Below are 18,314 nucleotides of genomic sequence, written 5' to 3'. Positions count from 1 at the left end.
ATACAAGGGCCCGCGGACCGGTGCGGAAACATTGGAAACAGGACGCCATGAGCAGACGACGGCTGGATATTGTGATTGTGGGCGCGGGCATGGTCGGCCTGACCCAGGCCGCCCTGCTGGCAGTGCGCCACCCGCAGCTGCGCATCGGGGTGCTGGAGGCGTCCACCGATGCGCCGCGGATTGCGCCACAGCACTATGATCCAAGGGTAGTGGCCCTGACCAAGGGGTCCCAGAATCTGCTCGAGGAGGTGGGTGTCTGGGGTGAAACCACAGCCCGGCGCGCCTGCCCCTATACGGTGATGCGGGTTTGGGATGCCGACGGCACCGGCTCTGTGTGTTTCAACAGTCGCGACGTGCAGATGCCGAATCTGGGACACATTGTGGAAAACAATGTGCTCACGGCCGCTCTTTGGGCCAGGGTGGCGGAGCTGTCCAATGTCGAGATGGTGACTGGCTTCCGGCTGGAGAACTGGTGGCGCGACTGTGGCCACTGGTTTCTGCAACCCCGCAGAGATGACGAGAATGTGATCGAGGGGCTGCAGGAAAACGTCGACACGGTGAGTACCCGCCTGCTGATCGGCGCCGACGGCGCGCGCTCCCGGGTAAGGGATCTGCTGCGTATCCGCGCAAGCGACACCGTCTATCGCCAGATGGCGCTGGTCTGTATCGCCCGCTGCGAGCGCAACCACCAGCACACCGCCTGGCAGCGCTTTCTAAAGAGCGGTCCGCTGGCGTTCCTGCCGTTGGAGGGCCTGGGGGATGACAATCACTGCGCAGTCGTCTGGTCGGCGGACGACGAACTGGCGCGCGAGCTGCTGATGCTCGACGACGCTGCCTTCGCCCTGAACCTGGAGAAGGCATTCGAGAGCCGCCTGGGGGCGGTGGAGTCGGTCGGCGAACGCCTTTCCTTTCCCCTGCGGGCGCGCCATGCGGAGCGCTATTCCGGCCCGGGCGCAGCACTGATCGGTGACGCCGCGCACAGTATCCACCCCCTGGCCGGCCAGGGAGCCAACCTCGGCTTGCAGGATGTGCGGGTGTTGAGCGAGGAAATAGCGCGCGCACTCAAGCGGGGGCTTGAGCCATCCGATGCATCGGTGCTGTCGCGTTACCAGCGCCGCTGCCGCGGTGAGAATGCGGCGACACTGAAAGCGATGAGCACCTTCAAGTCACTGTTTGGTGCCGGGGACCTGCACTGGCGCTGGCTGCGCAATACCGGGCTCAATATGGTGGACGCCAGCCCGCTGCTGAAAAAGCGTATTATCCTCCGAGCTATGGCGGTGTGACGCCGGCGGAGGGGAGTGGCACCTGTCGCTGAGGCCCTGTTTTTTCGCGCCGGTTTACTTTAGTCTCATCCTTCTGGTCCCTGACCTGTAACCGCAATCTAAAAAGGCACCGGCCTTGGACGACTGGATTCCCGTTCGTGAATTTCCCCTCAATCAGGATCTGGCGGAGCTGGCACAGTTTATCCAGCGCTGCCGGCTGCCCCTGCGTATTTCCGAGGTGAACAACTGTCAACTGCTGACCACTCTGGATCCGGCGCTGCACCGCTTGTTGCCGCCGCTTCTGGACCGCTGGCAGGCGGGGGAAATCAGCCTTGCGGATATCCGTGTGGGGCCGGCCGCTAACCTATCTGAAGTCGATGCAGCCACCGAGAAAGACAGCGGGGCGGCAAAGCGTGCGCCGATAGCGGTGCCGCTGCCCAGTTGGCCGCTGAACAGGACCCCTCTCTGTCTGGTGCTGATTGCGCTGTGTTTTGTCGGCTGGTTGCTGTTGCGGGAAAATCTGGTGCAGGCACTGCTGATTTTTCCCGATCGGGGCGGCGGCCTGGGCCTGCCGCAGTCGACACTGGCGTGGCATCTCGAGCGGGGGGAATACTGGCGGCTGTGGTCGCCGGCCATGGTGCATTTTTCCCTCCCCCACGCCCTCTTTAATGCCCTCGGGATCTGGATACTGGGGCGCCCGCTGGAGGTTCGCGCCGGTACACTGACCTTTGCACTCCTGGTGGGTATCAGCGCACCGGTGTCCAATCTGGCGCAGTATTTCTGGGCTCCCGAGACCTTGTTTGGCGGCATGTCCGGCGTGGTCTACGCCCTGGTGGGCAGTGTGGCGGTGCTGCGCTATCGCTACCCCCAGTGGCGCGATGTCCCCTCGGGGCTGGTGGTGCTGGCGTTGGCTTGGCTGCTGTTGTGTGCCAGTGGCATAGTCACCTGGGTGTTCGGCGTGGGCGTTGCCAATGCGGCCCATATCGGCGGCTTTATCTGTGGCTTCCTGCTGGCCTGGCTCTATATTCTGGCTGGCGGGGGGCGATATTTCTCCGCGCCGCAAAGCGCTGCCGCGGTCGATGGAAAAGATACGGAAAACCGATGATCCTGCTGTTTGTCTATGTTCTGATTGCCCTCGGCTTCTCATTTTTGTGTTCCATCGCCGAGTCCGTCATCCTCAGTGTGACGACGCCTTATATCAGTCTGCTGGAGCGCGAGGGCCACAGGGCGGGCCCGGTGCTGCGCAGACTCAAAGGGGACATCAACGCGCCCCTGGCGGCCATTCTGACTCTGAACACCATCGCCCACACCGCCGGTGCCGCCGGCGCCGGTGCACAGGCGGCAGCGGTGTTCGGCAGCCAGTACCTGGGTATTGCGTCCGCTATCCTGACATTGCTGATACTGGTCTTCTCCGAGATTATCCCCAAGACTCTGGGCACTTTTTACTGGCGGCAGCTGGCACCGGCGACGGCCTATGGCCTGCGTTTTTTGGTGTGGGTGCTTTTCCCGTTCGTAAAAATGTCCGAGTGGCTCACCCGCGGCTTGTCCCACGGCCCGACGCTCACCGGATTCAGCCGCGAGGAATTTGCGGTGATGGCGGAGCTCGGCCGCGCGGAGGGGCAGCTGGAGGAGCGCGAGTCCAGTATTTTGCGCAACCTGTTTTTCACTCTGCAGGACCAATCGGTGCGGGAGGTGATGACGCCGCGCACCGTGGTGTTTTCCCTGTCTCAGGACGCGACTATCGGCGAGGCTTACGAGGAGGTGGAGAAAAGCCGCTTTTCCCGTATCCCGATCTACGAGCGCGGCGATCCCGTGTGTGTGGTGGGGTTTGTGTTGAAACAGGACCTGCTGATGGCCTACCTCAGCGGCCAGCGGGATGAAAAGCTGGCCGATTTCCGCCGCGACATGCTGATGCTGCCGGAAACGGCGACCATTTATCAGGCGTTTCAGAAGATGCTTGCGCGGCGGGTGCAAATCAGCGCAGTACTGGATGAGTACGGCGGGCTCGAGGGGCTGGTAACGCTGGAGGACCTGCTGGAGACACTGCTCGGGGAGGAGATTGTCGACGAAGCGGACCGGACGCCCGATCGCCAGGAACTGGCAAAGCGGTTGTGGCGCTGGCGCTCCAAACGCCACGGACTCAAGGTCGACACCAGTGAGGAGGAAAAGGATGATGCGGACACCGATTCGGGTGAGGGCGACAAGTCCGGCCGCGACCATTAACCCGGCGGACTGTTAGTTGCCGGATTAATGGCGATCAGTATGACGCAACCAGCCGCTGGAGGGCGGCACTGCTCTGGAAAGCGCACCAGTGGCGCCGGTAGAATACGCGGCTTCGATAGCACTGACGTTGAGAAGAAAGATGGGAAACAGAACGCCTCTATATGACGCACATGCCGCCATGGGCGGCAAACTGGTGGACTTTGGTGGCTGGGATATGCCCTTGCACTATGGTTCGCAGTTGGAGGAGCACAATAAGGTGCGCAGTGCCGCGGGTATGTTCGACGTCTCGCATATGACGGTGGTGGATATAGACGGTGAGGGTGCGCGGGACTATCTGCGCCACCTGCTGGCCAACGACGTGGCCAAACTCGACGGTCGGCCCGGCAAGGCTCTCTATACCGGAATGCTCAATGAGAGGGGTGGCGTAATCGATGATTTGATCGTCTACCTGCGCGACCCCGGTTACCGGTTAGTGGTGAACTGCGCCACGCGCGAAAAGGATCTGGCGTGGATGCGACAGCAGGCGGCAGCTTTCGACGTAACCCTGAGTGAGCGCCCGCAGCTGGCGATGGTGGCGGTTCAGGGGCCGGAGGCAATTGACAGGGCCAAGCAGGTATTGGGCATCGAGTGGACGGCGGCGATAGACGGATTGAAACCCTTTCACAGTGCGGTGGCAGGGGAGTGGTTCGTGGCCCGCACTGGCTATACCGGTGAAGACGGCCTCGAAATCATGTTGCCGGGGGAGGATGCCGAGGGGTTTTGGCGCGCGCTGGCGGAAGCGGGCGTGGCGCCCTGCGGGCTGGGCGCCCGGGATACACTGCGCCTGGAGGCCGGTATGAACCTCTATGGCCACGAGATGGACGAGGATACCTCGCCGCTGGCAGCCAATATGGGCTGGACCATCGCCTGGGAGCCGGCGGAACGGGACTTTATCGGTCGCGCCGCACTGGAACGGGAAAAGGCCGCCGGTCCCGGCGAGAAGCTGGTAGGGCTGGTACTGGCGGAGCGCGGTGTGTTGCGCGCGGGGCAAGCGGTGGTAGTGGAGGGGAGCGAGAAGCGGGGTATCGTCACCAGCGGCACCTTTTCCCCCACTTTGGGTCACTCAGTGGCACTGGCCCGGGTGCCTGCCGCCACCGGCGATACGGCGCAGGTGGAAATCCGCAACAAGCTGGTACCGGTGAAAGTTGTGAAACCCTGTTTCGTGCGCAACGGCGAGTCCCTGGTCTGACCGGTATGGGGCGGGGATGCTCCCGGCCCCGGGCAGTTGCGCGAAAAAAAATTATTCATGAGGCTTAATCGAGGAATCATCGCATGAGCGAAATTCGCAATGAAATGAAATACCTGGCCAGTCACGAGTGGGCGCGCCTGGAGGAGGACGGTACCGTCACCATCGGCATCAGCGATCACGCCCAGGAGGCGCTGGGCGATGTGGTCTTTGTGGAGACCCCCGAGGTGGGCACGGCCCTGGCCGCCGGGGACGAGGCCGGTGTGGTTGAATCCGTAAAAGCAGCCAGTGATATCTACAGCCCGGTATCCGGCGAGGTGGTTGCGGTCAACGCAGTGCTGCAGGACGCGCCGGAGACTGTCAACGCCTCGCCTTATGACGATGGCTGGTTCTTTCGGGTGAAGCCCGCCGATGTCAGCGAGCTGGACAAGATGCTGAGTGCGGATGCCTACCGGGAGCAGGCCGAGGACTGACCGCTACAGGTGATTCGCCCAACGTCTACTGGGGCTGTAGCAGAGCCTTCAGCCCCATCTTCTTCAGGGTTTGCTGCAGGGTAGCTTCGATTTCCTCCGGGCACTGCATGGCCAGTACCTTGCACAGCAGTTCCTGCGCCTCCGCGGTAGTGATTGCGCGCAGAGCCGCCTTGACCCGCAACAGGTTGGTGGCGTTCATGGACAATACGTCGTAACCCATGGCGAGCAGCAGCAGGGCGCCACCGGGATCACCCGCCAGTTCGCCGCAAATACCGACCTTGGTGTTGCAGGCGTGTCCCGTGTCGACGATTTCCCGCAGCGCCCGCAGTACCGCCGGGTGCAGGGAGTGATAAATATTGGCCACGCGGCTGTTGTTGCGATCAACCGCGAGCAGATACTGGGTCAGGTCGTTGCTGCCCACCGACATAAAATCCACCTGCGCCGCCAGCTCCCGTACCTGGTATACCGCGGACGGCACCTCGATCATGAGGCCGAGGGGCGGCATGGCGATTTTGAAACCTTCGTCCAGCAGTTCTGTGTAGGCCCTTTGCACCAGCTTGCGCGCCGCCTCGAGTTCACCGACACCGCTGATCATGGGCAGCATAATACGCAGATTGTCCAGGCCCAGGCTGGCTTTCATCATCGCGCGCACCTGGGCGAGAAAAATCTCCGGGTGATCCAGGGTTACGCGAATGCCGCGCCAGCCCAGAAAAGGGTTGGTCTCCTCAATGGGGAAGTAGGCCAGCGCCTTGTCGCCACCTATGTCCAGCGTGCGCATGGTGACCGGCCGAGGTGCAAAGGCTTCCAACTGCTCGCGATAGATCTCGCGCTGTTCCTCTTCGGAGGGGAAGCGGTCGCGCAGTAAAAAGGGTACCTCGGTACGGTAGAGACCCACGCCTTCGGCACCCCGCTCCAGGGACCGCACCACGTCGGCCATCAGCCCGGTATTCACCCACAGGCGCACCCGGTGGTGGTCGGCAGTCTCGCAGGGCAGCGCCGCCAGGTGGTCCAGGTTGCGCTCCAGTTCGCGCTCCTCGGCCACGATACTGTCGTAGCGCCGGCGGAGTTCACGGCCGGGGTGCACATACAGTTCGCCGCGGTAGCCGTCCACAACCAGATCGGCACCGTCCACCTGTTCGTAGGGCAGTTCCTGAGCCCCCATCACCGCCGGCAGCCCCATGGCACGGGCAATAATTGCCACGTGGCTGTTGGCCGACCCTTTCACCGACACCAGGCCGATCAGCTTTTGCCGCGGTACCTCCGCCAATACTGCCGCTGTCAGCTCTTCACCGATCAGGATGGTGTTGTCCGGGTAGTCGCGCTCGCTCTGCTGCTGTTGGTGCAGGTGCATCAGCACCCTGGCACCCAGGTCGCGCACATCGGCGGCGCGGTCGCGAAAGTAGGAGTCGGACATGGCCTCGAAGCGGCGCACATGTTCCAGCATTACCTCTGCCCAGGCGCGGCTGGCGCTCAGTTGCTGGCGGATACGGGCGGTGACCTCCACCGCCAGAGAACTGTCGTCCAGCATGGCGGTATAGGCATCGAACAGGGCGCGCTCCTCGCGGTTCAGCTCGCCCTTGAGCCTGTCCCCAACGGCGCGAATTTCATCTCGCGCACCGGTGAGGGCCTGCTGGAACAACACCAGCTCTGCCTCCACGTCCATGCAGCAGGCATAGGGTACTGCGGCCAGGTTGGCCAGGGGGGCGACGATATGGGCGCGACCTATGGCGACTCCGGGGGAGGCTGCCAGTCCGCGGAACTTCGCCTCGCGGCGCTGCTCGCCCATCACCGCCAGGGCACCGGTGGCCTCGGCGTGGGCGATAACACCGGCCAGCTGTGCTGAGAGTGTGATCAGGAAAGCTTCTTCACCCTCGTCGAAGCGGCGTTTCTCCTCCTGCTGCACCACCAGCACACCGAGTACTTCCCGGTGGTGAATGATCGGCGTGCCGAGGAAGGCACTGAAACGCTCTTCTCCGGTGGCGGGAAAATAATGGTAGGCGGGATGCGCCTGGGCCTGCTCCAGGTTGATGGGTTCGGCGCGGGTGACCACATTGCCGACCAGGCCTTCGCCGGGGGCCAGATAGACATTGCCGACCGCACTGGGGTTCAGCCCCTGGGTCGCCATCAGTACATAGGAGCCGGACTGCTTGTCCCGCAGGTACACCGAACACACCCGGGTGTGCATCACTTCGCGCACGCGGCGCACAATAATATCCAGCACCGCGGTGAGGTCGCGGGCGCTGTTCACCTGCTGTACGATGGAACGCAATGATTCGAGCAAAGGCCTGTCCTCGCCTTGGTGGACTCGCAGTGGGGCCGCCAGGGGCGGTATGGGTCGCGCGCTTATCCCTGCCCGCGCAGCCAGCGTTTCTCCAATTGTATTTGTTGGGGCGCCAGTTCGGTCAGTGCACGCCGGTAGACCTCGCGCTTGAAGGTCACCACTTTGGCGAGCGGGTGCCAGTAATTCACCCAGCGCCAGTGGTCGAACTCCGGCTTATAGCCGTTGTTGAAACTGACGGCGCTATCCGGCGCCTGCAGGCGCAGCAGGTACCACTTCTGCTTTTGCCCGATGCACAGGGGCTCGGTGCGGCGCCGGATCAGCCGCTGTGGCAGCCGGTAGCGCAGCCAGCCGCGTGTACAGGCTATGAAGCTGACCTGATCCCGGGTCAGCCCTATCTCTTCGTACAACTCGCGGTAAAGGGCCTGTTCCGGGGACTCGCCCGGGTTGATGCCGCCCTGGGGGAACTGCCAGGCATCCTTACCCCCAACCCGCCGCGCCCACAGCGCCTGGCCGCGGGCGTTTAACACAATAATGCCGACGTTGGGGCGAAAGCCCTCGGCATCGATATTGCTGTTACCAACACTGCCGTCTAGCTTCCGGCTTTTGTCGGGGTTGACACTGCGGTTTTGCTGTTTGGCGGATCGGCGGCGGTTCTTTCGTTCGGCTTGCGATGGCTTGCCGTCGCCCAAAATAACATCCTCACAATAGGGTGTGCGCGGCTGTAGGCCGCACAGCTTGCCCGGCATTGTTCCACAGGGTGGGGGCAACGGCAATTGACAGTATTTGGCCGTGTGCGCCAGTCGTCAAACGGGTAACATTGCCCGCCGCCCAAAGGTTTTTCGCAATTCCGGGGCGGGGGTTTGGCGGCGACCGAAACCTGTTGGATCGACCTTCAAACGGAGGGATGGCAGTGCAACTGGCAATTTTTGACCTGGATAACACCTTGATCGGCGGAGACAGTGACCACGCCTGGGGAGAGTTCCTCGTGGAGCGAAACCATGTGGATGTCGCGCGCTATCGCTCTGCCAACGACCGCTTCCTGCGCGATTATCAGCGCGGGGAACTGGATATCTTCGCCTACCTGGAGTTTGCCCTGGAGCCCCTGGCACAGCTGTCCCGCAGCCAGTTGGACAATCTGCACCGGGAGTTTATGAACGAGGTTATCAGCGAGATCTGGCTGCCCGGTGCCGAAGCGTTAATTGGTCGGCATCGCCGCCAGGGGCGTCATATTATGATTATTACCGCCACCAACCGCTTCGTGGCGGAGCCAATAGCGACTCGCCTGGGTGTGGATACCCTGCTCGCGACCGAACCGGAGCTGGTGGAAGACCGGTATACCGGCAGGGTGGTGGGCGAGCCCTGCTATCAGGCCGGCAAGGTGGCGCGGTTGCATCGCTGGCTGGCGGAGAATCCGGAGTTCAGCGCCGAGGAAAAGTGGTTCTACAGCGATTCCATCAATGATCTGCCACTGTTAGAACAGGTGGAAAATCCGGTGGCGGTCGATCCGGATGCACGGTTGAAAGAAGAGGCGCTTAAGCGCGGTTGGCCGGTAATCAGCCTGCGTGAAATGGACGCTTAACCCGGCGACTTGTTTAGCTGTCGGGTTATATAGCGGGGATCTCAGGGCCGCAGATTGCGCTTGTAGTTGCCCGTTTGGTTGTACAGGGTTTGCGTACCTGGGCCGCAATGCCAGGTTGGGATAAGCTTGGTGGAGAGCAGCCGGGTAAGGTTTTTGCTGCGACCTGCCGGGGTCGGTACGGATTCCGCGCCAGCCCTGTGCCGCCTCTCTATAGCGGGCCGGCGACTGCGATTGGGTCTGAACAGGCGCGGAAAGACTTGTGAGGCCTGGGGGGCAAAGAAAAGTTGGGGGAACCAGTGATCGGGAATATTTGGGGTAAGGCGGGGCCGCTATTGTTTTTGGTGGTGGGGCTGGCCCTCGCCGCCTGTGACCGCGAGGCTTCGCCGCAGTTGCCGGATACGGAGCAAAAGTCGGTGGCGCGGTTGTTTAGTGTGGAGGCGGCCGAAACGTTGTCGAAGTCTATCTGGCAGTCGGGGCAGGCCCAGTTGATCGATACACAAGCGGCGGTGAATGAACTCAATGGCGCCGTTACCGGGCTGCTGGAAGCACCCAGCGAAGATCACCTGGAGGTGGCCAGGCTCGCCTGGCTGAACGCACATCGGCAGTTTGCCGCAGCGGTGCCCTACATCCGCCTGGGGTTTGCCCCGGCGACCCTGAGGGACGAAGGGCGCCGGCTGCAATTGTCGGTGGACAGCTGGCCGGTTCAACCCGGTTATCTGGATACGGTGCCCGGGTACTCTGAGAGTGGTATCGTCAATGACACCGCAGTCGAACTGACGTTGTCCAACCTGCGCAAGCAGCACCGCCTGACCGCCCACGAGGAGGCCAGTCTGGGATTTCACGCCATGGAGGTGATGTTGTGGGGGCCCACCGGGGAGCGTACCGCACAGCAGTTCGCGCCTGTGGGCGAGGGGCAGAAGCCCGAGGCGCGGGCGGCCAACCGCCGCCGGCAGCTGACCCGCCTGATCGGTCAGGCTCTGGCAGAGGATATCGACGAGCTGGCAGGGCGTTGGCCGATGGCTGCCAATGACCTTTCGCGGCACTTTCTCTCCCTGGATCCGGCAGCGCGCCTGCGGCAGATTCGGGCCATTCACACCCAGGTGGTCGATGAGGAATTGTTGCCGCGGCTACCGGAAAGCTCTGAAAGCGATGTCGAAAGCGGTCGCGCGGCGGACTCAAAACTGGCGTTGCTGGCTATGCTGGCAACCCTGCGCGAGAACTGGTTGATGAATAATGGCACCGGCCTGGCCAAGCTTTTGCTGGAAGCCCCGCAGGCAGAAGCCCTGGAGGGCACTTTTGCGATGCTGGAGGAACTGCTGCGGAATGCGGAGGACCCGATCGAGCTGGCGGAACCGGATCAGTTGGCGCGCTCGCGCGAACTGCTGGAGGAGCTGGCAGGGCTGATGAGCGGCACCGCGGAGGCCCCGGCGGCAGAGCAGGAGGTGACTCCGGTCTCCGCACCGGTCCAGGAGTGAGACCGCCCTCCCCAAAAAAGACAAACCCCGGCGCCTGGCCGGGGTTTGCGTTTGCGTGAGCCGCCTTAGCGGCGCTCCGCTACCAGCGTCGCACCGGGCCTGTGTCCACGTGGACGAAGTTGCTCTTGGGGTAGTAACCCACTCCACCCGCCTTGAGATCCAGCGCAGCCTGGCGAAGTTTGCTCAGGGCTACACCGGGCATACGGATGTCCAGAGCCATGCCGCGGGTGTGGTAGCTGCGGCGGGCAACACCGCGGCCGGCAGCGCGCAGTTTGGCGTTGGTCTTCTTTGAACGATAACCGGAGATGATCTCAATCTCGCCGTTATAGTTCAGTTTTTCCTTCAGCTTGTACACTATGTCGAACAGCTTCGGGTCCATGCGCGTCACCTCGTTGGCACGGTGGTCACGCAGCAGCCGGTTAAATTGCTTTAAGCCAGCGCTGTCATAATCGCCGTCAGACCAATAGGCGGTGTTCAGCCGTTCTCCGGTATGCAGATTGCGCATCTTTAAACTGCGGACCTTGCCTACTTTTGCCAATGCTGGCCCGGCACCCACAGCCGCCGCAGTTGCGCAGGTCACGGCCAGGAACCGGCGTCTGGATGGATTCTTCATACCCTACTTCCGCCTCGTCGTGTTTTTCAAAGCTGACTCGCATTCGCTATTGGCGCCATCGAGCACGCAGAGACTGTATAAAAAATAACCTGATGTTACAAACCTGATAGTGCTGATCAGCAATTGTTTGCAGGATTGCCCTGGTATTTTGTTTCACTTTGAGCTACCGCCGGATCCGGGCTATGGGCTTTTGGTGGAAGTGGGCCGGAAGCGGTGAAGATAGCGTTGTCATTTTGTTTTCAGTACGGGAATTTCATTTCTCTGTGACTGGTTGGTTTTAGCTTTGTCTTTTGTGGGTGAGGGTCCCACTTGAATACCGCTGTCCGATTTGTGCGAGCTGAGTTGGGAGGGGGCGACGGTCAAGCCTGCCTGCTGTGGACCAAGTGAGTTGAACTAGTCGGATTCGTCCGATGGGTCACGGTGATAGATGTCGCGGCGAAACTGCACCTGTCCGCTATTGTCCACCCAGGCGGTGATATAGGTGATCACCAGGCGCGGTGGCCGTTCGACACGGATATTGACCCTTTCCCCTGCGGCCGTGGCCCGCGCGACGCTCACCCTGTCCCAGCCCTGGCGGCGCAGCAGCGCATATGCCAGCTCCTCCGGTTCTTTCAGTCGCACACAGCCGTGACTAAAGGCGCGCTGGCGTCGTTCGAACAGGCTCTGAGCCTGGGTATCGTGCAGGAAAATGGCCTGGTTGTTGGGGACAATGAACTTTACCCGCCCCAAGGAGTTCTCCGGGCCACCCATCTGGCGCAGAGTGGCCTGGCCCGCCGCGGCGCGGGACAAACTGTCCTCTGTGATCGGTACCGTATTGCCTCCGCCGTAACTGATCACGCGATAGCCGCGCCGGTGCATGGCTCCCGGATTGTTGCGCGCCTTGGGCAGCAATTCCGTCAGGAGAATATTGCGCGGTACCGTCCAGGTGGGGTTGAACACAATATTGGTAATGCGGGTCCGCAGTTCCGGTGTGCGGGTACTGGTTTTTCCCACTACGGTTTTCATGCGCAGCACAACCCTGCCCTTTTCCACCAACTGCAACTGATAGGCAGGCACATTGACCAGGACATAGGGGCGCTCTTTCGGTAGTGAGAGTTTTTCCCAGCGATCCGCATTGACTTCCAATTGCCGCGCCCGCGTGCGCGGAGGCACCGCCAGCTCGCGCCGGGTGTATCGGTCCAGCCATCCGGTGGGTTCGAGACCATGGCGCCACTGATAGTGCTCAAGGGCCCTTTGCAGGCTGCCGTCGAAGCGCTGTAGATCCAAACCGGTGGAGTTCTGTAGGGGTCCCGGCAGTCCCTGGTGATCGCCATACAGCTGCATTATCCGGTAAAGCTGACGCACCCGCGGGCCATAGTCGCCGGGTTTCAACGGTGGGCCCTGGGAAAGGGGTTGCCACGACACTGACAGCCGGTGGTAGCGTTGGGCCTGGGTGCGCAACTGCGCACCCGCCCGCGCCGGGTTTATGGCGGCCTCAGTCCGCCGCGCCTCACCGCCGTTCGCGGGTGTCGCAGCGGGCGGAACGCTGAGCGCTGCCGCCAGGCCGATTGCGGCCACCAGTGCCAGGTGGCCGCTCCTGAGTGCCATTGTTCAACCCCTCTGATCGCTTTGGGAGCCATTGTCTGCCGATGCATCGGTGGGGTCTGTTTGGTCGCGGCCGTAGATATCAGGCCGGAACTGCAGCAGCCCCTCCTCGTCGACCCAGGCACTCCAGTAAGCGATATACACCGGCAGTGGTTTCTTCAGCTCCACTGCCCGGGTGCGGTTGCTGTTGATATAGTGTTCCGCCCGTTCAGGGCTCCAGCTATTTTGCTCAGTCAACATCAAGCGGGCGAACTGCAGCGGTTTCTCCAGGCGAATGCAGCCGTGGCTGAAGGCCCGCTGGCTCTGCTTGAACAGGTGTTTGCTGTTGGTGTCGTGGAGAAAGATGGCTTCCGGGTTGGGAATTACAAACTTGACCCGCCCCAGTGCATTACCGGGTCCGCCCTTCTGCTGGAGGGTGACCTTGCCCCGTCGGGTCGCGGCGATATTGTGGGCCGTAAAAGGTACAGAGCGCCCCTTGTGGTTCACCAGCCGGTAGCCGCTGGCGGTCAGTCTGGCGGCCCCCTTGGGCAGCAGTTCGCGCACGGCGATGCTGGGGGGCACCCGCCAGATGGGATTGAACACCAGTCGGGTCAGGCGGGTGGTGAGCTGTGGTGTGGCGTGCACCGGCTTGCCCACCACCACGCGCATACGGAGTTGCTCGCGCTCATTGTGGATCAGTCGCAGGCTGAAATCCGGAATATTGACCACTATGTAGCGGGGTCCAAGGTCCCTGGGCATCATGTCCCAGCGGCTGAGGTTGGCCGCCAGAGTCCGCACCCGCTGCTGCGGGTTGACATTGAGAAGCCGCCGGGTGCGCTCATCCACCAGGGCGTCCTCCTGCAGTCCGTGGCGGCGCTGGAAGCGGCGCACTGCCCGCTGCAGCCGCGGGTCGTATAGATCGGCCAGATTGGTGTCGGTATGGTCACGCAGCGTAAGGTCGCCATACTGCATCAACAGGCTGCGCAGCCTTCTGACCCGGGGATGGCGCATTCCCGGTGCCAGTGTCTGCCCCCCGTCCAATGGCTGCCAGACGTCGCCCTGGGTCAGGGCGGTGTAGCGTGCCAGCTCCTCGCGCATCAGGGTGTACTGCCGGTCCACCGGAGTGAAGGGGTCCATGGTGTCGCCGCTACCGCCCTGTAGCGGTTGACTGAGCATTTCCGGCGCGGTGGCAGTTCTGCTCTGGTCTGTCCCGTCAGCGGTGCAGGGTGTGCTGTCCAGCGCCAGGTAGAGTGCCAGCACCAGGGCGCCGCAATAATGGGGCGGGGCGTGCAAATACCGGTGATCATTGCCCATAAACTACCCCCGTGAGCCGGGAGGGCTCGCCGTGGTTGGGAGACCTTACTGGCAGTGGTAATTTGTGACCGCCGCTGCGCCAATAATTTTTATGGCGCAGGCTTCCGGTCTAAGGGGGAAATGGGAATATGCCCCGGGGTCGCTAATAGCCCGGGCCGCTGAGGACCCCGGAATACCGGGGAGTCATTGAAGCTTGCGTCAGTACCGGGAGGAAGCCAGCCCAGGGGCCTTGAGGGGTCGATGGGTTGGCCATGAGGGGCGGTGAACAGCCGTCACCTAGCCGGTGAAGGTCCGGTCTAAAACTGATTGGCGCTGAGGCCGTCCTTATCGTAGATATCGGGGCGGAAATTGAGCAGTCCATCTCCATCGACCCAGGCGGTCCAATAGGTCACATACACCTTTACCCGTTGGGTCAGATTTACCTCAGTGGTTTCGTCGCCGACGGTGAGCTGATCGATACGCCACTGGTCCCAGTGGCCTTCGGGGCTCAGCAGAGCCTCCGCCAGGTGTCGCGGCTTCTCCAGCCGAATACAGCCGTGACTGTAGCCGCGCTTGGTCAGTGAGAAGAGGCTGCGGGCACGGGTGTCGTGCAGATAGATATCGTGTTTGTTGGGGATCTCGAATTTGATCCGCCCGAGAATATTCTCCTCCCCGCCCATCTGGCGCATCAGATAGGAACCGGCACCGGCAGCGGACAGGTTTCCGTTAGTGAGGGGCAGGTGCTCGCCGCTGCCGCTCACCACCCGGTATCCCAGTTTTTCCATTCCGGCGGGATTGGCGCGGGCCTTGGGCAGAATTTCCTTTACCAGGATGCTGCGGGGTACTGTCCAGGTGGGGTTGAACACCACGCGGCTTACCCGTGTGGTGATTTCCGGTGTGGCGTGCTCCTTCTTGCCCACCACCACGTTCATCGACAGTCGAACCCGGTCATTTTCCACATAATGCAGTTTGTACTCTGGGATATTGACCTGAATAAACCGGCTGCCGAGATCATTGGGCAGGGATTCGCGGCGGCGAATATTGAACTCCACGATACGCGCGCGCGCGGCGGGAGAGAAGTTCAGCCGTTTACGGGTGCTGCGGCCGACAATGCCATCGGGTTTGAGGCCATGGCGCGACTGGAAACGCAACACTGCTTCGTGCAGCCGGCGGTCGAAGCGGTTTCTCTCGCCATAGCTGTAGTAACTGGGAAAGTCACCATAGAGGGTGAGCATATCCCGCAGCAGGGCCACATGCGGGTGCTTGGCGCCGATGGTCATAGCCGGGCCGGCCGGCATGGGCCGCCAACGGCCACTGGCGGCCAAATCCCGCAGGCGCACCAACTGGTCGCGCAGGGCGACAGCATCGCCGCCGTAGGGGGCATTGTCCGGATAATAGGGGCCTTCGCTGTTTTCCGCCTGCTCGGTGGTTGTATTTGGGTTGTTACTGTTTTGGCGGTGTTGCAGTGTGCCGTAGCGAGATGGTGGCCGGCCGGTGGAAAAACGGGACCGGGTGCCGCCGCGCGCCGCATCGTTGGAATAGTGCCGCGAGCGGTCGATCTGGTATTGCTGCCGGTAGCGCCGGTAATTGTTGGTCGATTCGGCCCGGCGGCGGTCATAACCGCGAAAATACAGGCGTCCACTGGGTGTCGGTTCGCTCTGGCGCTGGGGGCGGAATGACACCAGGCGGAATCCCGGATCGTAATTCTGTACCGGTGTGATATCGCGGCGTGGCCGGTTTTTCGGCCTGATCTTATCCAGCTGAGTATCCTGAGCGTAGGAAACAAAAGCATCCGTCAACAATACGTCCAGCACTGCCGCCATTTGCAGGCGTTGGGGCGTGTCGCGCAGGGTGCGATCGAAATAGCCCAGGTGATAGCGGTAATCCACCATGCTGCTGGGGTTGCCGGAACTGGAGGCAGTCAGCTGCTTGAGTAGGTCGTTGGCGGTATCGCTCAGGCTGTAGTTGTCGAACCAGAGCAGCCGGTAGTCGGTTCGCTCGTAGATGCGCTTTACCGCGGCGGGGTTGAAGATCGGATCCTGGGCCGGCCAGGAGTCCGGGTTTTCCACCAGCCAGCGCACCAGATGTGGGCGCACGGCATTTTCCGGCAGTACCGGCACCGTTTTCTGATTGGCGGTGAAGGCGTAGAAGAGGACGAACACGCTCAGGCTGCCGAGAAAAAGCAGTGGCAGCGGCGACTTGCGGGTGCGGTGCTTAGGGTTGAAATAAAACATGGTACCTCAGCGATGCTGCGGGGTCCGGTGCGCCAACAGTCGCGCCCGCCGGACACCGGATCCTTCATACCTTCCCAACCGGTAGAGAGCCGGTCCCATGGTCTATCCCTGGTGGCGGCTCACCTGCGTCATGCGTCCCGCGCGACCTTCCTTATATATAGGCCTGGGCTGGCCCTTACGTTGCGCGTAAGTCAACCAGCTTCAGCCTTTGAAACTAAGTATGGCAATAAACGCAAAACTTGCCTGACGCTTTAATCTTTTTATTGCCCTGGGACAGGTCTTTTCCTGACTATTCGGTCGGGGTGCCTGCCTGCCCTCTGGGCAACGCCGGCGCGGGTCTGAAGAGGTCTCTGTGGCGTAGGTCAGTCGAGTGCAAAATGGCGCAGGGGCGCCAGTTTCTCGCCCCGCTGGTAGCTTTGCTCCCAGAATTGGATATGGCCATCTTTATCGACCGCAACCAGAGTGCTGGCGCGGGTGCCGTAGCCGCCGGAAGGGTCATCCGCATAGGCTGCGGGTAAGTCCCCCCGCCCGATTTGCACAAATATTGGCGACAGGGCCAGCTCCATCTGCTTGCTCACACCTGTGTCGGGCAGCGCCGCTTCCGCTCCGGGCTGCCGGTCCTGCAGCAGGGCCAGGCCCGGGCTTACGAAGTTGTCGTCGCTCAGCTGTGTATCGATACCCTGCAGCAGCTGCGCAATTAGACGTTTGCCTTTTTTCACCTTGGGCCAGGGCGCATCCGGAGCGCCGTTGGAGATGCCGTGAATACCCGGTGTAAAGGCAAAGGGCTGGTGGCGGTTGCCGGCACAGATCAGCTCGCCGACCGCTCCGTGTTGATACAGCAGTGCATTGAAGCCGCGGTAACGCGACAGCTTCAGAGTAGCGGCATAGCGTGCGGGCAAAACCCGGTGGCGGAGGAAGGCCAGGGGTATGTCGCCGCGGGAAAGCGGGTCTACAGGGACCGGTTGCAAGGGTTCACGGATATTGGTTACCGCTGCGACCCGGCCGGGTGCCACGCCGGCCCAGGTGCCGCCGCCCTGCAGATCCCGCCCGGCCACCAGGTCCGTGTCGGGCCAGCGTGCGGCGGGCTGGGTGGGGCGCCGGTAGTACTCGTCCCGGTTGGCGAATAGCAGCAGCGGGTATTCGGTGTGGCAACGGTAGGCGAACAGGAGAAGACACATGCAGTTTTGGGCTCCGTAGCGGGAGACGGCCCTTTCTCTTTGGTGGCCTTTGCCACCATAATACGCGCTCAGCTCCCAAACCTGACTAGCCCATGCTGACTTACCCAGAAATTGACCCGGTTGCGGTGTCCATAGGCCCGTTGAAAGTGCACTGGTACGGCTTGATGTACCTGGCCGGCTTTGCCGCCGCCTGGTGGCTGGCGCTGCGTCGCGCGCGCAAACCCTGGTCGCCGGTGATCAAATCCGAGGTGGAGGACCTGATCCTCTACTGCGCTATCGGCGTCGTGGTCGGAGGGCGGCTGGGTTACATGTTTTTCTATAACTTCCCGCAGTTGGTGGCTGATCCGCTGGCACTGGTGCGGGTATGGGAAGGCGGCATGAGCTTCCACGGTGGTCTTATCGGCGTGATGCTGGCCACAGTGCTCTATGCGCGCCGGATCGGCACCACCTTTGCGGACCTGATCGATTTCGTGGCACCGCTGGTGCCCATCGGCCTGGGTCTGGGACGGATGGGCAACTTTATTGGCCAGGAGCTGTGGGGGCGTGAGACGACGGTGCCCTGGGGCATGGTATTCCCGCGGGATCCAGATTTGCTGGTGCGCCACCCGTCGCAGCTCTACCAGGCTTTTCTCGAGGGCTTGGTGCTCTTTGCGGTACTGTGGTGGTTCTCCAGCAAGCCGCGGCCGCGCCTGGCGGTGGGGGGGCTGTTTGTGCTGCTCTACGGAATCTTCCGTTTTGCGGTGGAATTTGTGCGGGAGCCGGACAGACTTATCGGTTTCGACCTGTTTGGCTGGATGACCAGGGGCCAGCTGTTGAGCCTGCCGATGATTGCCGCCGGGGTCCTGCTGCTGGCGTGGAGCTACCGTACCCAGCCACTGCCCCAGGGGCGTGTGCGGGAATCCGGTGGATCCTGAC

General features: G+C 62.1%; 15 protein-coding genes. 8 read left to right on the top strand and 7 right to left on the bottom strand.

Annotation, left to right across the window (positions count from 1 at the left end):
• Positions 1–47: 47 nt before the first annotated feature.
• From ABVT36_RS03250 to gcvH, 5 genes are all read left to right on the top strand, one after another.
• Entirely contained in the window at positions 48–1,283 is a 1,236-nt protein-coding gene (locus ABVT36_RS03250) for a UbiH/UbiF/VisC/COQ6 family ubiquinone biosynthesis hydroxylase (protein ID WP_368455242.1), read from the top strand.
• Between the two features lie 115 nt (positions 1,284–1,398).
• Positions 1,399–2,367, top strand: a complete 969-nt coding sequence (locus ABVT36_RS03245; protein ID WP_368455241.1) for a rhomboid family intramembrane serine protease — start codon at positions 1,399–1,401, stop codon at positions 2,365–2,367.
• Positions 2,364–3,485 carry a CNNM domain-containing protein gene (locus ABVT36_RS03240; RefSeq protein WP_368455240.1) on the top strand — a complete coding sequence of 374 codons (1,122 nt, stop codon included), beginning with the start codon at positions 2,364–2,366 and terminating at the stop codon, positions 3,483–3,485. Before ABVT36_RS03245 ends, ABVT36_RS03240 begins: the two co-directional genes overlap by 4 nt.
• Positions 3,486–3,624: 139 nt before the next feature.
• Positions 3,625–4,713, top strand: a complete 1,089-nt coding sequence (gene gcvT, locus ABVT36_RS03235; RefSeq protein WP_368455239.1) for a glycine cleavage system aminomethyltransferase GcvT — start codon at positions 3,625–3,627, stop codon at positions 4,711–4,713.
• A gap of 83 nt (positions 4,714–4,796) precedes the next feature.
• The gene (gene gcvH, locus ABVT36_RS03230; RefSeq protein WP_368455238.1) at positions 4,797–5,183 is read left to right on the top strand and encodes a glycine cleavage system protein GcvH; all 387 of its coding nucleotides are present in this window, start codon (positions 4,797–4,799) and stop codon (positions 5,181–5,183) included.
• A 25-nt stretch (positions 5,184–5,208) separates the two neighbouring features.
• Here the strand turns inward: gcvH and ptsP are convergent, their stop codons facing one another.
• Together ptsP and ABVT36_RS03220 are read right to left on the bottom strand one after the other, a co-directional pair.
• The gene (gene ptsP, locus ABVT36_RS03225) at positions 5,209–7,464 is read right to left on the bottom strand and encodes a phosphoenolpyruvate--protein phosphotransferase (protein ID WP_368455237.1); all 2,256 of its coding nucleotides are present in this window, start codon (positions 7,462–7,464) and stop codon (positions 5,209–5,211) included.
• Between the two features lie 62 nt (positions 7,465–7,526).
• Positions 7,527–8,030, bottom strand: a complete 504-nt coding sequence (locus ABVT36_RS03220) for an RNA pyrophosphohydrolase (RefSeq protein WP_367148719.1) — start codon at positions 8,028–8,030, stop codon at positions 7,527–7,529.
• Positions 8,031–8,374: 344 nt separating this feature from the next.
• On the opposite strand from ABVT36_RS03220, the gene ABVT36_RS03215 reads away from it, so the two are divergent.
• Positions 8,375–9,043 carry an HAD family hydrolase gene (locus tag ABVT36_RS03215; RefSeq protein WP_367148614.1) on the top strand — a complete coding sequence of 223 codons (669 nt, stop codon included), beginning with the start codon at positions 8,375–8,377 and terminating at the stop codon, positions 9,041–9,043.
• Between the two features lie 296 nt (positions 9,044–9,339).
• Positions 9,340–10,518, top strand: coding sequence for an imelysin family protein (locus ABVT36_RS03210; protein WP_367148615.1), 1,179 nt, complete (start codon positions 9,340–9,342; stop codon positions 10,516–10,518).
• Between the two features lie 79 nt (positions 10,519–10,597).
• Here ABVT36_RS03210 and ABVT36_RS03205 read toward each other — a convergent pair whose 3' ends face one another.
• The 5 genes from ABVT36_RS03205 to ABVT36_RS03185 all read right to left on the bottom strand — a co-directional run bounded on the left by ABVT36_RS03205 (position 10,598) and on the right by ABVT36_RS03185 (position 17,399).
• Positions 10,598–11,131: a DUF882 domain-containing protein gene (locus ABVT36_RS03205; protein ID WP_367148616.1), complete on the bottom strand. Its 534-nt coding sequence runs from the start codon at positions 11,129–11,131 to the stop codon at positions 10,598–10,600.
• A gap of 393 nt (positions 11,132–11,524) precedes the next feature.
• Positions 11,525–12,718, bottom strand: coding sequence for a murein L,D-transpeptidase (locus tag ABVT36_RS03200; protein WP_368455236.1), 1,194 nt, complete (start codon positions 12,716–12,718; stop codon positions 11,525–11,527).
• Positions 12,719–12,721: 3 nt separating this feature from the next.
• Positions 12,722–14,008, bottom strand: a complete 1,287-nt coding sequence (locus ABVT36_RS03195; RefSeq protein ID WP_368455235.1) for a murein L,D-transpeptidase — start codon at positions 14,006–14,008, stop codon at positions 12,722–12,724.
• Between the two features lie 296 nt (positions 14,009–14,304).
• Positions 14,305–16,221: a murein L,D-transpeptidase gene (locus tag ABVT36_RS03190; RefSeq protein ID WP_368455234.1), complete on the bottom strand. Its 1,917-nt coding sequence runs from the start codon at positions 16,219–16,221 to the stop codon at positions 14,305–14,307.
• A 362-nt stretch (positions 16,222–16,583) separates the two neighbouring features.
• Positions 16,584–17,399 carry an NRDE family protein gene (locus ABVT36_RS03185; protein WP_368455233.1) on the bottom strand — a complete coding sequence of 272 codons (816 nt, stop codon included), beginning with the start codon at positions 17,397–17,399 and terminating at the stop codon, positions 16,584–16,586.
• A gap of 92 nt (positions 17,400–17,491) precedes the next feature.
• Here ABVT36_RS03185 and lgt point away from each other — a divergent pair, with 92 nt between their 5' ends.
• Positions 17,492–18,313, top strand: a complete 822-nt coding sequence (lgt, locus tag ABVT36_RS03180) for a prolipoprotein diacylglyceryl transferase (protein WP_368455232.1) — start codon at positions 17,492–17,494, stop codon at positions 18,311–18,313.
• Position 18,314 lies beyond the last annotated feature (1 nt).

The sequence above is a fragment of the Microbulbifer sp. TYP-18 genome (assembly GCF_040932045.1).
In the GTDB taxonomy this organism is placed as follows: domain Bacteria; phylum Pseudomonadota; class Gammaproteobacteria; order Pseudomonadales; family Cellvibrionaceae; genus Microbulbifer.
Note: the sequence above shows the minus strand (reverse complement) of the source record. Positions and strands in the feature narration are given on the sequence as shown.

Excerpts from the sequence above, each read along its gene's own strand:
- ABVT36_RS03200 (WP_368455236.1), bottom strand. The coding sequence starts at position 12,718 with ATGGCACTCAGGAGCGGCCACCTGGCACTGGTGGCCGCAATCGGCCTG.
- gcvT (WP_368455239.1), top strand. The coding sequence starts at position 3,625 with ATGGGAAACAGAACGCCTCTATATGACGCACATGCCGCCATGGGCGGC.
- ABVT36_RS03240 (WP_368455240.1), top strand. The coding sequence starts at position 2,364 with ATGATCCTGCTGTTTGTCTATGTTCTGATTGCCCTCGGCTTCTCATTT.
- ABVT36_RS03185 (WP_368455233.1), bottom strand. The coding sequence starts at position 17,399 with ATGTGTCTTCTCCTGTTCGCCTACCGTTGCCACACCGAATACCCGCTG.
- gcvH (WP_368455238.1), top strand. The coding sequence starts at position 4,797 with ATGAGCGAAATTCGCAATGAAATGAAATACCTGGCCAGTCACGAGTGG.
- ABVT36_RS03205 (WP_367148616.1), bottom strand. The coding sequence starts at position 11,131 with ATGAAGAATCCATCCAGACGCCGGTTCCTGGCCGTGACCTGCGCAACT.
- ABVT36_RS03190 (WP_368455234.1), bottom strand. The coding sequence starts at position 16,221 with ATGTTTTATTTCAACCCTAAGCACCGCACCCGCAAGTCGCCGCTGCCA.
- ABVT36_RS03250 (WP_368455242.1), top strand. The coding sequence starts at position 48 with ATGAGCAGACGACGGCTGGATATTGTGATTGTGGGCGCGGGCATGGTC.
- lgt (WP_368455232.1), top strand. The coding sequence starts at position 17,492 with ATGCTGACTTACCCAGAAATTGACCCGGTTGCGGTGTCCATAGGCCCG.
- ABVT36_RS03195 (WP_368455235.1), bottom strand. The coding sequence starts at position 14,008 with ATGGGCAATGATCACCGGTATTTGCACGCCCCGCCCCATTATTGCGGC.